This is a genomic window from Paenibacillus motobuensis (assembly GCF_039521865.1).
Lineage (GTDB): Bacteria > Bacillota > Bacilli > Paenibacillales > Paenibacillaceae > Fontibacillus > Fontibacillus motobuensis.
In genome coordinates, this window is sequence record NZ_BAAACX010000004.1 from 217,902 (window position 1) to 232,517 (window position 14,616).

At 45.2% G+C, this 14,616-nt stretch carries 13 protein-coding genes, 1 tRNA gene and 1 pseudogene; 2 read left to right on the top strand and 13 right to left on the bottom strand.

Translation table 11 applies throughout. The features are described from left to right. Position 1: 1 nt before the first annotated feature. The 11 genes and pseudogenes from ABD014_RS02280 to ABD014_RS02330 form a co-directional block, all read right to left on the bottom strand. On the bottom strand, positions 2-1,606 hold the full coding sequence (locus ABD014_RS02280) for an ABC transporter substrate-binding protein (RefSeq protein ID WP_343856936.1): 1,605 nt from the start codon (positions 1,604-1,606) through the stop codon (positions 2-4). A gap of 21 nt (positions 1,607-1,627) precedes the next feature. Next, a complete protein-coding gene (locus ABD014_RS02285) occupies positions 1,628-2,362 on the bottom strand; it encodes an MBL fold metallo-hydrolase (RefSeq protein ID WP_343856938.1) in 735 nt (244 codons plus the stop codon). Positions 2,363-2,384: 22 nt separating this feature from the next. Beyond that, positions 2,385-3,242, bottom strand: a complete 858-nt coding sequence (locus ABD014_RS02290) for a MurR/RpiR family transcriptional regulator (protein WP_343856941.1) — start codon at positions 3,240-3,242, stop codon at positions 2,385-2,387. 15 nt (positions 3,243-3,257) lie between these two features. Beyond that, a complete protein-coding gene (locus ABD014_RS02295; protein ID WP_343856944.1) occupies positions 3,258-3,971 on the bottom strand; it encodes an HAD family hydrolase in 714 nt (237 codons plus the stop codon). Positions 3,972-4,381: 410 nt separating this feature from the next. Then, positions 4,382-4,465, bottom strand: a tRNA-Leu gene (locus tag ABD014_RS02300). A 74-nt stretch (positions 4,466-4,539) separates the two neighbouring features. Further along, complete coding sequence (locus tag ABD014_RS02305; protein WP_343856947.1) at positions 4,540-6,270, bottom strand: SGNH/GDSL hydrolase family protein; 1,731 nt, start codon at positions 6,268-6,270, stop codon at positions 4,540-4,542. 150 nt (positions 6,271-6,420) lie between these two features. Beyond that, positions 6,421-6,627 (bottom strand): hypothetical protein, encoded by a 207-nt coding sequence (locus ABD014_RS02310; protein WP_343856949.1) that lies wholly within the window; start codon positions 6,625-6,627, stop codon positions 6,421-6,423. 89 nt (positions 6,628-6,716) lie between these two features. After that, entirely contained in the window at positions 6,717-6,947 is a 231-nt protein-coding gene (locus tag ABD014_RS02315; RefSeq protein ID WP_343856951.1) for an alpha/beta hydrolase, read from the bottom strand. A 95-nt stretch (positions 6,948-7,042) separates the two neighbouring features. Next, positions 7,043-7,271: pseudogene (locus tag ABD014_RS02320) on the bottom strand (IS1595 family transposase); the annotation flags it as partial. A gap of 266 nt (positions 7,272-7,537) precedes the next feature. Then, the gene (locus tag ABD014_RS02325; protein ID WP_343856953.1) at positions 7,538-8,578 is read right to left on the bottom strand and encodes an NAD(P)-dependent alcohol dehydrogenase; all 1,041 of its coding nucleotides are present in this window, start codon (positions 8,576-8,578) and stop codon (positions 7,538-7,540) included. A 486-nt stretch (positions 8,579-9,064) separates the two neighbouring features. Then, positions 9,065-10,192: an ROK family transcriptional regulator gene (locus tag ABD014_RS02330; protein WP_343856955.1), complete on the bottom strand. Its 1,128-nt coding sequence runs from the start codon at positions 10,190-10,192 to the stop codon at positions 9,065-9,067. A 223-nt stretch (positions 10,193-10,415) separates the two neighbouring features. Between ABD014_RS02330 and ABD014_RS02335 the strand changes: the two genes are divergently transcribed. Then, complete coding sequence (locus tag ABD014_RS02335; protein WP_343856957.1) at positions 10,416-11,105, top strand: response regulator; 690 nt, start codon at positions 10,416-10,418, stop codon at positions 11,103-11,105. After that, the gene (locus ABD014_RS02340; protein WP_343856959.1) at positions 11,095-12,201 is read left to right on the top strand and encodes a sensor histidine kinase; all 1,107 of its coding nucleotides are present in this window, start codon (positions 11,095-11,097) and stop codon (positions 12,199-12,201) included. The genes ABD014_RS02335 and ABD014_RS02340 overlap by 11 nt, the downstream gene beginning before the upstream one ends. Before the next feature lie 4 nt (positions 12,202-12,205). Here the strand turns inward: ABD014_RS02340 and ABD014_RS02345 are convergent, their stop codons facing one another. Both ABD014_RS02345 and ABD014_RS02350 read right to left on the bottom strand, forming a co-directional pair. Beyond that, positions 12,206-13,651: an alpha/beta hydrolase family protein gene (locus tag ABD014_RS02345; protein ID WP_343856961.1), complete on the bottom strand. Its 1,446-nt coding sequence runs from the start codon at positions 13,649-13,651 to the stop codon at positions 12,206-12,208. Positions 13,652-14,006: 355 nt separating this feature from the next. After that, positions 14,007-14,426 carry a DUF1801 domain-containing protein gene (locus ABD014_RS02350; protein ID WP_343856964.1) on the bottom strand — a complete coding sequence of 140 codons (420 nt, stop codon included), beginning with the start codon at positions 14,424-14,426 and terminating at the stop codon, positions 14,007-14,009. Positions 14,427-14,616: the final 190 nt, after the last annotated feature.

Consider the following 14,616-nt stretch of genomic DNA (forward strand, 5'->3'; position numbering starts at 1 on the left):
TTTACTGTTCTGTGTAGTACATCTCAGCAAAATCGTATTTTTGCACCGGGTACATTTTGAAGCCCTTCAAATTGCCCTTCATTGCAACGGTCCGGTTAGGGTCCATAATATAGACAGCCACTGCCTGTTCTGTTAACAGGGTTTGTGCCTGCTTATATAAATCAGCCCGCTTTGCTTCATTGATTTCTATCTTGCCTTCACTGATTAACTTATCGAAATCAGCATTGCTGAATTTGTAGAAATTTTTAGCATAAGTCGTTTCGTATCTTCCCAATACCTCTTGCGGATCCAGCTTGCCGGTTAGTCCAACAATAGTTGCTTCATATTTGGCGTTATTATAGACATCCTCCAGCCAACTGCTCCATTCAATTTGCTTGATTGTTGCATGGATGCCAGCCTTATTAAGTTGATCTGCGATCACCTGAGCAGTATCTACGTGGAATTGATAGTTGGATGGAACTGTGATGGTTAGATCAAATCCATTAGGAAAACCGGCCTCGTTCAACAGTTCTTTGGCTTTATCAACGTTAGTCTTATAGTAATCTTCCAGACCTTCCTGGTAGTACATCTTCATGGCAGGGCTCATATTGGAACCTAATTTCGTGCCATTCCCTTCCGCAACAGTCTGAATAATTGCATCCTTGTCAATCGCATAGTTGATGGCCTGACGAACCTTTACATCGTTTAATGGCTTTACAGAGTTGTTTAAAGCCATTAGTTGGACCATGTTTTGTGGACCGGAGACTACGGTATAACCATCACCCAATTGAAGCACGCCTTGACTGCTGATGCCTGGGATCATATCAATATCCCCCGATTGCAGGGCTAATACAGACGCGTTGGAATCCGGCATAATTTTGAATTCGACTTTATCTATTACAGGGGCATGGTCCTTGTTGTAGTAATCTTCGTTTTTCTCCAGAACCAGCTCTTGACCTGGTTTGTATTCAACAAACTTATAAGGTCCTGCACCAACCGGTTGCTCGCTTTGCTGCTCATAATCCTTAGGAACAATAGCAATAATGTTGGCAGCGAGGAAGGCGGCATTTTTCTCCTTCAATTTAATAACAATCGTATAGTCGTCCGGCGTATCTATGCTTTCAATACCCGAGAACTTGGATGATAACGGCTCTTTTCCGTTAAGCCCGGACAGCTTAGCATAGGAGTAATACACATCTTTCGATGTCAGATCAGCGCCGTTGTGGAATTTAATGCCCTGTTTCAAAGTGAAAGTATACGTCAATCCATCCTCCGACACTTGGTAGGAAGAAGCAATTGCCGGGACCAAATCACTGTTCTCTCCCGCTTCAAATAATCCGTCGAACACATTATCCATCATGGAGTTGGTATCCGTTGCCGCCGACAAATAAGGATCCAGATTATCCGGCTCCGTAGACATCGCTACTCGAACGGTCCCACCCGCCATGACCTTTTCACCTGAATTCTGTACAGTTTCAGATTGGTTCGTTTCGTTAGATGCTGTTGTGTTTGCTGAATTGCCTATTGAGTTGCTTGTCGTACTATTGCTGCCACAGCCTGTGATAATAACCGCCAATAGAGAGAGAGTAGAAATAGCAAGAGCCAGCTTTTTCTTCAAAATTGCCACTTTGATTTTCCCCTTCCTGAATTAAATTGTCAGTCTCATACCGCAATAAGCTAATTGAATTTCACCGTTATAATGAACGGAAGCTTCTAACACCAATTGTTGGTGATCACCGTAATGGGGAAGATGCGTCAGGATTAACCTTCCGGGCTGAGCTATGCCAGCGATTTGACCTGCCTCTCCCGCTGTCAGGTGGCCTTGATTCAATCCCTTCTGCCAGTTGTAAAAGCTGCTCTCCAGCACCAGGACATCAACACCCCATGAGAAATCAATGATTTCCTGGCAGTAACCCGTATCACCAGAGTAGACGAGGTTCTTTCCTTCCCCTGAGGTCACTTTGACTGCGCAACAAGGAACCTCATGAATATTCTTCGAGAATTCCAAAGTAAGCTCACCGATCGCCACCACACTTTGTGGAGTAATCTGGTGTACATTTACATATTGCGGGAAACAGAAATCGAGCCTAGCGGAATCCTTGTAATAAACGTACACTTCCAGCGGTTTAAGGCGCCTACCTAATTGCATGGAAATAAGTGTAGCGAACTCTAGACTGTACACATCCGCCATATGATCCGCATGCAGATGAGTTATAACGACGGCATCCAGTTCCTCTAGCGTCGTGTAAATTTGCAGCTTGGACAGAACCCCGCTGCCGCAGTCCAATAAAATTTTGCTGCCCTTATGCTCAAGTAAATAACCTGAGGTTGCTTCATTTTTGTCGGGATATGCTCCCCAGTACCCTATCACCGTAAGATCCATTGCTATTTCCTTTCCAACATGTTCACTTCGTTCTGCTCATCCACTCGAAACTGTCCTGGAACTCTTCAAACATAAGCTCCATTCGCTCAATATTGACCTTGACCCGGTCCTTCTCCAAATAAGAGATTTCATTAATGATTGCATTCACTACGGATAAAGAAGCTGTATACGAGTCAAGAAATCCCTTCGATTTGCTCTGCGCCAATAAAGTCAGATCGGCCAGCTTGGCGAAAGGCGATAGATTGGAGTCCGTCAATGCAATAACCGTGGCTCCTTGCTCCTTGGCCAGCTTCGATACCTTTAGCGTTCTGGAGCAGTATCTTGGAAACCCGCAGACGAACAAGACATCATTAGGCCGAATATAGGCTGAATACTCCGCTACACTGCCCTGCGGAATTAGCTCGCAATTGCCCAGCATATACTTAAGGACAAAGCTGAGAAAAGAGGTGACCGATAACCCCATTCGCCAGCCTGCTACCCAAATCCGATCCGCCTGCAGAAGCGCCCTTACCGTCTCTTGAATCTGCATCTTGTCCGTTTGCAGCATCGTCTCACGAATATTATCCATTTCTTGTGTAAAGTGCTTCTCCAGCCATGATTCTTCCTGCCGACTGGTCAAATGCTCAAGATTTTTGACAGCGCGCTGGTCGCGCAATATATATCGCTGGATATCCTGATGCATCGCCGAGAAGCTCGGATAGGATAGTGCCTGGGCCAGCCGGTGAACCGTTGCTTCGCTAACACCGGCTTTGGTAGCAGTCTTATGAGCAGGTTGCAGCGCAACCTCCTGCATATGCTGCTGAATGTAGTGGGCCGCTCTTTTTTGCCCCGAGCTTAAAGTCTCGAATTGCTCTTGAATTTTGTCCTTAATCGTTGTCATGATCCTTGCTCCAGACTATATAATCTCTTGCGGAATAAGCTTGAGTCCTAGATAATCAACCACACCTTGGATACTTGGGATGATAGGTGTATAATCCAACTCTTCAATGCCTTGGTTGTTATACGGATTGATTAGTAGGCAATGAATGCCAACCTGCTGACAACCTCTGACGTCATCATAGTAATTGTCTCCAACATATAAGGATTGTTCTGCCGTCACCTTACCTCGGGCCAAAGCCATTTCAAATATGGCCGGATCCGGCTTCTCTACTCCTACCTCCGAGGAGACGATGATTTCATCAAATAGCTCTTCTAAATCATTGCGTGATAGCACTTCACGGGCGCTCTGATCCCAATTGGAGATCAAGCCGAGCTGATATCCCGCTTCTTTCAAACAATGAAGGGTCGGTTTAGTAAATTCGAATGCTTTCCACTGTATCGGCTGCTCTTTCGCCAGTTCCAAATGAATCCGAATCAAGTCCTCAATCGGCAGCGACAGTCCCAGGAAATAATTCAATGTGCCTACATACCACGGCAAAAACGTCTTACTGTCCTTACCCAAAACTCCCGGATACTCTCGCATGAACAGTTTGTCTGCCTGATGGTAGGCCATAGTAATTTCATCAATCGTTTTCGTCACCGCAAATCGCTCCAGCGTCTTCTGATAGACCTCTTCCCGGTTAGTTGCAACTAAGGTGTAGCCCAGGTCAAACCATAAGTACCGAATCATAACCTCACCACTTCTCCCCTTTGTAGGATTTCCTTCGTTCTTGCTCAAATGATATTTTCCCTTCACCTTCATGATAGAGATAAAATATTTGTCGAAAATTAAATGAGCTTGTCGTTTTCGTAAATTAGGAAAAGTTCGTATCGTTTAAGGGAGGAGGCCTGTTAATCATAAGTACACAAAAAAATACCTCTAAGCTTTATAAAGCAACTGGAGGCATTTTTTGAACGATAATAGTTTTTGATAGGTAAATTTAATGAACTTTTGTAAACTCTATGCTAATTTTTTTCAACAATCCTTATGAGACGCTCTACGCAGCTTTGACAAAATATGCAAAACTAGTTTCACTTTCTGTTTACACAAAAAAAGGCTCGTAATCGCCTAAGCAACTACGAACCCTCTTGTTAAGTTGATGCGGTCGAGAGGACTCGAACCTCCACGGGGGTTAGCCCACACGGACCTGAACCGTGCGCGTCTGCCAATTCCGCCACGACCGCATTTTCACTGATGCAATATTCTGCAGCAGGGAAATAAAATATAGCATGGATTTCTAAGTGAGTCAATCACAAGATTACAGAACATAACCGAACCCTAAAATCGTGAAGCGCTTATCCTCATGTCCGGCTGCCATCTCTATCTCCACCGTATGCTCACTCAAGTCCTGTTCGTCGTACAGGATCACAGCATTGCAGTGCGTCCAATTCGCTATATGTGGATCACCCTGCCTCACCAGCTTTCCGTCTACCCATATATTTGCGGTGCCGAAGCTAGGATCTCCAGAGTCTTTGAACACCAGAATAAGCCGTTTACTCCGAAGTGTCAGCTTGAAGCGGTCAGTTCCTGATTCGGCGGTGTGCATCCAGTTATTAGGGAATTGTGGCGTTCCGTAAGTATGATCGTCCATATTTGCTGTGTGCAGATCAGTATCTGTCTCCCGAAATCCCCCCGCATCAATCTGAGCGATGCCTTCGCCATTCAGGCGATCCAGCAGCTGAATCCCCATATAATCATTTCCGATGATCGGCGACTTGTCCGTCGAGATATCCTCCTCATCAGGGATGGCCTGGTCGGTTACAGCGAAGAGCCAGGTTAAGCAATCGGCCATGACCCTATGTCCCGCATTGGCAGGATGATAAATATCGTAGAAAAATTGCTTCTTAGAAATGACCTTGCCCCGATCTGCAGTCCAGCGGAACTGCTCCGCTACGGCATCCTTCACACTGACCATTGGAAGATCATAATGCTGTCCGACAGGAGCAAGACGATCTTGAAGGTTCCAGTCATTCATGAACACGCTGAACAGTAAAATTACCGCAGGCTTGTTATTAGCGTTAAGTGCTTTGAGCACCAGGCTCTCGTAACAATTTCCTTCCGTCTCGTCATTCGCATCGTTAACCGCAAACTCCACAATGACAATATCCGGCTGGGCGGTCCCTTCCTTTAGTACATCCCGATCATAGCGGATGATGCCGAGCTCCGACGGCGTGCCTCCCAGCCCGGCCTTGATCAGTTGAATCGAGCTGCCATCCTGCGGAGCAAACATTTGTTTAAAGAGATCATAAGAACGATAAGCGTAACAATGGCTATGAATCGGAACTGCCCCTGCGCCCTGAGTGATCGAGCCGCCAATGTAAGCGATCGTGACGGGCTCGCCCCTTTTCGCCTTCTCGATGGCTGCCTTCAATCTCTTGTTATTGCCTGTAGACATGAGAGATTTCTTAATCATCTCCCGATAGGCCAGCGACTCGAACTCGACCGGTGAATCATTCACAACTTCTGGAACCTGGTAACCATCATTTAGATAGAAAACAACGGTAGTCGTTGCCAGCGCGCCCACTCGCTCGAATTCAAATACGAATTTGGCGAGAACCTCATCATCTGGAGATGCTTCGTAATCATCCAAGATCAGGATCGTTTCTGAGCCATCAGCAGGGCATGAGATACTCATTCGGGATCCAGAGTTCTTCATCCCACGATGCTCTAGCGCAAAAATAACATGGGTAACCTCTTCTTCATGCGCTTGAACGGAGATTCCAATACTATGGACGAGTCGACGAAACCCGCTAGAGCTCTTCAAAAGTTCAAGAATCGCTTCATCTGATACATTACCAACAATACGTGCTTTATCAACAAGCCGGTTGCCGTCCAGGTAAATCTCTTGAGAGAATGTACCATCAGGACGAAGCGTCGCTTCAATCATAGATTCATGCAATATGTACAATTCACTGCGCTTTGCTATCGGATCCCGCGGCGCTATCGGACCTCCCGTTCCATTTACGACATGAGGTGAAGGGTTGGTCATAGATCATCATCCTTTCCTGTAATAGATTAAGGGTAGTATAGCGCTTACATTAACATGTAGCAACCAGCAAGTAAAATATCCACTATCCGCCGATACATCAACTATGGTCTCCCGAAATGGTAGGCTTTCTATCCCTTACTTTGATATTTTCTAAATTGAAAGGAGCCAGTCTGAAATGTCATTTATAACTTGTTTATCTACATGTTGTGCAACCTTATACTCTTTTTTGGCTTTTAGTATCTCTCCATAAACAGAAGGCATTAGCAAATGATTTAAGTTAGCATACAGTTTATATGTTACATTTGGCATATCGCCCAATAAGTTTTTATAACCATGAAAATCTCTTTCTACTGACACATGAAAATCTTTATCTCCTTGTAAAATCAATATTGGTTTATGCAGTACCTTGAGATTCATTATTTTGGTCCATTAGAATTTCTTCTAATTTACGCGGAGAACCACCCATAAGAATCAATACGTGAATCTTTTCGTAAGAAATCAGCCGCAAGAATGGTATCTTCTATTGTTTCTTCTTTAACCGTTATCCTAGTATCATTTTTCATTTCTTTGCCATATACGAAGGTTCTTTTATCATAACGTAGCACTGCAATTCCTTTTTCCGACAAGCCCTCAGCAAGGTCTTTAAAAGGATAATTATTTCCGATTTTTTCGTCCATATTACTTGGACCAGAGCCGTGGACCAAAACGACCGCAGGAAACAATCGGTTATTTTCACTGTGTTTGCTCCTTTTTATGCGTTTAAAACAGTTCTATTCACGTTCTGGATATAGTAAATGCCCCTGACACGCTGCTTCCCATAGGACTTGAAAAGGTAATGAGTCAAGCCTTTCGCATTCGCATAAGAGCTGAATGCCCTCCACGAGTCGGTGCAAAGCACGTTTGTCTGATAAATGACTACCACCAGCTTCATCCAATTTCGTTGTTCTTATACGCCCACGACCAAGAACGCCAGAGTAAGTCATCTTCTGACGATCACGTGAGGCGTCTCGTTCTTGTATAGGTAGGTGCAGCCCTTTTCGGATTGTATTTAATTATGTACAGCAGCGGGATAGAAGCGGAGACTGCCGGACATCACTTGCTCGGTATCTTCTACGGACTGATAGCTGCGGTTTTTTATGCAATTCTTTATCCCCATTACCAATTATAAAGTTGATAAAGAACTCAAGTACTAATCAACTTGAGTTCTTTATCTTTGACTTGGTTTTTAGTAAATGTGGCTTAAAGTTACTGTATTCAGTAGGTTGCTTTAGCCCATCCGGATTACGGCCTTCACAACATCTTCTTTGTTGTCGATCACAAAATCAAAGGCTTTCTGGGTATCCTCAAAGTCGAATTCATGGGTCACGATGCCCTTGACGTCAATTTTACCGTCTGCGATCGCTCCAATGGCCGCAGGATACAGGTTGCGGTAACGGAAAACCGATTTGATGTCGGCCTCCTTGAACATGATCTGCATAAAGTCGAAATCGATGATATCCTTGGCCGCCAGGCCCACGAGCACAATGGTGCCTCCTCTTTTGACCAGATAAGGCGTCTGCTTGACAGTATGCTCGCTACCGGCGGTTTCAATCACCTTGTCCATGCCTTGATTGTCCGTCAGCCCGGCGATGATCTCCAGAACATCCTCCCGCTTGGCATTGATTACCCGGGAAGCCCCAAGCTTTTGCGCCGTCTCCAGCCGCTTTTCAATGATGTCCACCACGACGATATCCGTTGCCCCGAAGGCCTTGCAGGCCAGAAGCGTCACAAGCCCGATGCAACCGGCTCCCAGAATAACGACACGATCACCCAGCTTGATACCACCCTGAGCCGCAGCATGCAGTCCCACGGCCAGCGGCTCCACCAACGCCCCCTCTTCCGAAGATACGCTGTCCGGCAGCTTGAAGGCCATGTTCTCCGGAAAGGCGATATAGTCCATCAGGCAGCCGTGGTAGGGCGGAGTTGCCAGAAACTTCACGTCCGGGCAGAGATTGTACTTTCCGCTCTTGCAGAATTCACACTGGCCACAGGTGATTCCAGGCTCAAGAGCGACCCTATCCCCCACCTTAAGATTTTTCACACCGGAGCCAAGCTCCACCACTTCTCCGGCACATTCATGCCCCAGGATAAAATCGCCATCGACAACGAAGTCGCCGATCCGGCCGTACTCCAGATAGTGTACGTCGGAGCCACATATCCCAATGTATTCCGGTTTTACAATAACCTCACCCTCTTGGGGCACAGGCATGTCGATTTCCTTCATTTCCATTTTCTTCAAATCCGTCATATAGAAAGCTCTGTTCTTCATTAGATACTCCTCCTAATAGGCAATAACGTTTGTAAAAAGAATGCGTGAACAAAATATGCTCACGCATCTTCGGAAAGTTTAGAAGTATGTACGCCGTGGCCTTGCGGCAGTCTACCTGAATTACTTCAAGGCTTCTGCCTTTTTCAGCAGTTCAATATACTCATCTACGTTATCCTTGGTAATCAGCGGGTTGCCGATATCGGTGTCAATCTGCTGCTCCGGTTTGTCACCCTGATTCAATTCTTACTAAGAGACTTTTATAAAACATTCTAAATAAGATTATAGCCAGTTTAGAATTGAAGTCAACAAAAAAATGGAAACGCGTTCAACGCAGACATGCAAAAGCTCCCCCGGAAGAGGTCGGAGCCGCAGGCACAGCGCCGTCTCTCTACCGAAGGAGCAAGAGAACAATAGTATGCATTTATCGCAAACATCACGGATGGAATCACGCAAAGGTTATTGAAGGTAATCTTATCCAGCAGCAATCTAGATGCTGTCAATAAAGTCGGCCGCCAGTTCCAGTGCGGCTCCCACGGCAGTAGCCTCCAGCTTGTATTTGCAGACCCGGACGTATTTGCCGTCCGGTTCAAAGGTGTTCTTACGGGCCACCAGTTCCTGGAGGGTATCAATATATTCCTCCATATAAGCGCCGGCATATCCGCCGAGAATCACATCGCAATCGTAAAGCATCCGCAGGTTGTTTATCGTAATCACCAGATAGCCGATGTACTCCTGCCAAATGGTTTTTTGCGGCTCATGGCCCTCCCGCAGCAGCCGAAAAAATTCGGAAATGCTGCCCTGTGTGCTGTCCGAGAGAATTCTCGCCGAGCAATAGGCATCTACGCAGCCCTTCTGCCCGCAGTAGCAGGTACGGCCTTCGGGCATAATCGTCATATGACCGAACTCCCCGCTCCGGTGATTCTGACCGGAATAAATCTGGTTGCCGACGATGATCGAACCGCCCACGCTGTTATTGAGGGATAGATATACGACATTATGAATATCTTTTCCCCCCCACAATTCCGTAAATCCGGCCGCATTCGCATCATTGCTGAGGATACAGGGATAGGGAATAAACTCGGCGAACCGCCGGACGCTTCCCCCTTTGAAATCGATGACGGTGGCATAACTCACCGTTTGGCGGTCGTCGGACAGGATGGCGGGCAGCGCAATGCCAACCCCCAGAATTTTGCTATTATCAATCTGGCACTCTTTCACAAAATCCTCCACCAACTTGCCCACCCCTTTAAAGTAGGCTTCGGTATTGACAAAGGGGAAATGGTTTCTGAGATTCTTGACGATTTTACCACTCAGGTCGATGATGACAATGCCGACATGATTGCGGGTAACATCCAGACCGATTGCATATCTCGCTACACTATTGCAAGCCATCGCCTTCGCTTTCCTGCCTCCAGTGGATTGAAACAACCCGGTCTCCACGACCAGTTCCCTTTCCTGCAGATCTTTAAGGTTCTGTGTAACCGTGGGAAGGCTCAGATTCAAAGCCTGCGCAATCTCCTGAATGGAAGTAGATTCGCGGTGATATAAATATCGATAAATGGCGTTGCGGTTCATTTTCTTTACTTCCATGCTGTTCAAGCGGTGTGTGGCCATTATAACCCTCCGACTTTTATAAATGTACTTTTGTAATGTATATATTTATCATATACATTCCTACCCTTTATTACAATGATTTGTATGTTGAATTTGTGAATGTTTTCACTAATAAAGAAACATCTCTTCATATATTCTTTAGATTTCCCCCCACAAGATCTTAAGTTATTATGCTTATTCTAAGATCAGCATTGCACTTTGGAAAATAATCAGGAGGTTGTAAATGAATAAGATCACCGTTTTGGTTGTGGATGACGACCCCGAAATCAGGGACGTTATACAGATCTTCTTGAGCAATGAAGGATATCATGTGCTTGAAGCAGAAAATGGCATGCAGGCATTGGAGATTTTCCAAACATCACCCGTGCAATTGATCATTTTGGATGTGATGATGCCCCATATGGATGGGATCAGGGCATGCCTGAAAATCAGGGAAACCTCAAAAATCCCCATTATCATGCTGTCCGCCAAGGAAGAAGACATTGATAAAATAACCGGGCTAACTACCGGAGCGGATGATTACGTTACCAAGCCGTTCAGTATCATGGAATTGGTGACCCGGGTTAAGGCGCAGCTGCGTCGGCAAAGCTATTCCGTCAAGGAACCAGAGGAAGACGTCATTTCTGTCGGGGACTTAATCATAGACAAGGCCCGCCATCAGGTAACGGTAAAGGGAAAGAAAGTATCCCTGACACCTCTTGAATTTTCCATACTTGATCTGATGGCAAGCCATCGTGGATATGTGTTCAGCGTGGATAAGATTTACGAACTAGTATGGAAAGAAACTGCCAGCTTCTCGGACAATACGGTTGTGGTTCATATCCGAAACCTCCGGGAGAAAATTGAGGAGAACCCTCGGGAGCCTCAGTACGTCAAGACGGTCTGGGGAGTGGGATACAAAATTGAAAAATAGACTCTTTACCCTGATTTCAGGAAAAAGCAGTATTCGTGTGCGTATGTTCTGGTCGTTTATCCTTAGCTTAATCATTGCGATGAACGTATCGTCCTTGGTCAACGAATCTTTGTTAAGCAGTCTCCTTCATACTCGCCACTTTCCCTATTTATCAAATATTTTATATAACATTTTATCTATCGTTTCATTTGTCGTCCTATTTATTTCCAGTTTTTCCCTTATGACCCGACGCATCGTACTATATCTGCTTAACCTCGCAGAAGGACTTGAATTTATCGCAAGAGGAAACTTGCACTATCGCGTTCCGCTCTCAAGGAAAGACGAACTAGGCAAGGTTGCGGAGAACATTAATGCAATGGCCGAAAAAATGGAACGCCAAATCGAAAAGGAACGGCAAATCGAAAAGTCCAAAATGGACTTGATTACAGGCATATCCCACGATCTGCGAACTCCCCTCACCAGTATTATCGGATATCTGGAGTTGCTGAAAAAGGGAGTCTATCAAAATAAGCAGGAGCACGAACGTTTCATTGACAACACCTACAAAAAAGCCATGCAACTGAAAAACCTCATTGATGACTTATTTGAGTATACACGTCTCACAACCAGTGACGCCAAACTTGAATTCAGACAAGTTGATGTACGAAATCTGCTCAGGCAAATTCTGGGTGAATTTCAACCCTTCGCCAAAGAACTTGGCGTCACTGTGGAGACGTTGTTGACGTTCAATGCTTTGCTAATACCAATGGATCCGGAAAAAATAAGAAGAGCCATCGACAACCTTTTGATAAATGCCTTGAAGTTCTCGGTTAAGCCGGGAGTTGTTCGCGTGTCCCTGGACGAATGCTCCCCTTATGTTACCATCAAGATCGAGAATGAAGGAAATCCGATATCGAAGGAACAGGAAGAGCTATTATTTGAGCGGTTTTATAAAGCTGATCACTCGCGAGCAGCCCAATCCATCCAGATCGGCTCAGGATTGGGGTTATCCATTGCCAAAAATATCGTCGAACGGCACGGCGGCACACTAAACCTGGTTCATTCATCAGGACATTATACCTTCATCATTGAACTTCCCGTATCAAATCCCGGATAATTTCTTATTTGTTCACCTTAAAATTCACTTCCGGGTATTTGGCGGCCAATACTTGGAGCGCAGAATCGTCCTTACCTTTTAAATACCGCTCAAAAAAGGCAACACTGAATTCGTTCACGATGCGGTGATCCCGCCGCGAGTCTGGGCCGCTCAGCCCTAGCATTGGAAAGAATAACGCTAGATCGGAGTAGCTTGCATGCTTTGAACCGGGAATAAGGATCGATAACCCTCCTCCTGCTAAAGCATTGCCCGATCTTTGTATATATTCTTTCCTCGGGGCTTCAAACGCTTCGCGACTTACCCCACCTATCTGCTTAGCGACATCATCGTAAGAGGTCATTACCTTGTTGTACGTCTCCTCTGAATACATCATAAAGAATGGTTTGCCAAGTCCTATATCGGAAACCGGTGAACCATAAAACCCGCCGTCCATACTTAGGGCAGCCTTCACACGCGAATCTTTCATCATCATCTGCACCGTTACGGCTCCCCCGAACGAATGTCCTAGCATGCCGATTCGTTCTAGATCCATTTTACCGGTAAAACGACCTGTATAATCGTTCCGATTAAGCTTCTCCACTTGATTGAGTACAAAGGTAGCATCGTCGGTCCAAAGCGGTATATGCTCCTCGTACTGGGTATTGGAAGTCAGGGTGCGGCTGATTTTGCTCAAGGCTGTCCTTCCATCAGGATACACGGAGGCAGCAGCTTCATAGGCAAAATCGATGCCGATAACAATGTAGCCGTGGCTTGCAAGTTCCTCCGTCTGGAACATATTTTGATTGCGATACCCGTTCATCCCGTGGGCAAAAAGCAAAACCGGATAACGGCTTTCCGAATCCGAAAGCTTGGCTTCCAACAAAGAATGACTTTTGATCAACCCCAGATGGCTCAGCGTAAACGCTGGAAGGCCCATCATTTTTGATGATATGGCTTTCGTCATCTTCGACGCGTTCTGGAGATATGGGCCCATCTCTTCCCCGCCTCCTTCGGCTGCCGGATACCAAATTTGCACCATTAGCTCACGCCGGTCGGCAGGATTCTCAGAATAAGCTTCTCGCCGTTGTTCATCTACCCAGTGATAAACCGTCGTTCCGACCGCATAAGGCCCCGTCGGTTTCTCAAACGAGAAGACCGGCAGCAGCACAGGCGGGACAACCGAGACCAACAAATATACGGTCAAGAGCACCACTTGAACCGTGACCCCAACCCGGCTTCTGCCGCCCTCCTTCCGCTTGCGTAAGAAGAAATAAGACGTCAAGAGGAGTGGCGTCATGTAAGCCGGAATCATCTCCCATCGTCCACCTTCCACGACAATCTGCACAATAACCAAACCGAAGGCGATCTCCAAAGGGATGAAGGATCCCCGGATACCTTTCCTATTCGCAATAACCGCCCAGTACAACAGGCCAAAATTGATCAAAATCAGACCTATTTCCAAAATCCTCATACCTATCTTCCTCCCACTACAATTAAAATGAACTAGTTCCAACTTACAGAAAAAATATTAAGACGAAGTAGGGGATATAATAAATTTTTAGTGAGGTGTAGAATATAAACGATAAAGATATTCTTAATTGCGGCAAGAGTAAAAACTTTAAGGAAAAAAAACGAGGTTTATCACAGGAATCGCTAGAGAAAAAGACGCTTTAGAAGTAAATGTCGCTGCTGAAACAATAAGGATTTGTATCAAATGAAAATTTGCTATAAAAACAAGCACTTAGACAAGTAAAGGAGTAAGCTAAGATACAGCTCACTCCTTTTTGTTAGCTAAATAAATATATAGACGTTACTTTTTTCCACCATTATATCCCAAGCATTGGTAGGTGCTTTCGAGTATGATAAGTGAGTGCCAATGCAATGCATTGTTTTAATTCATCTACTGGTATTTCATCATTTGCAGCAAATACAATCGCTCGATTACCTTCATAGTTGAATAAATCTCTATAAATCTCTTTAAACGTATCAACTAGCGTTGTATTACAGTTAAAATACATGGCGTATTGACCTGGGCTTGACGGTTTCCAGCCTATTCTAATTGTACTCCCTTTTTTTGTGATGTAACTAGGCTCTCCCCATTTTAGCGTTTCATCCACATGATCATCGCCTTCTATCTCTATTGCCGTATCCAAAATTAACTGACGAAGAATTAATAGTCTCGACTGAATATGTTTAGGATACTGTTTGAATGCTTCCTCCACCTTGGTATTTTCAATTGTACTCATATGGATCATTCCTTTTTTAAAAATACAACATGGAAGCTATTTTATCGAAATATAAATTTCTGCTTGTCCGTCCTCTGGATTAATATCCTTGCTATAATATTCAAAATCAGCTGTGAATGCCCGGTTATTGCCTGGCTGTTGTGACCATTACCAAATATCAGCCCAAGTACGCTGCACCATCTCTATAATG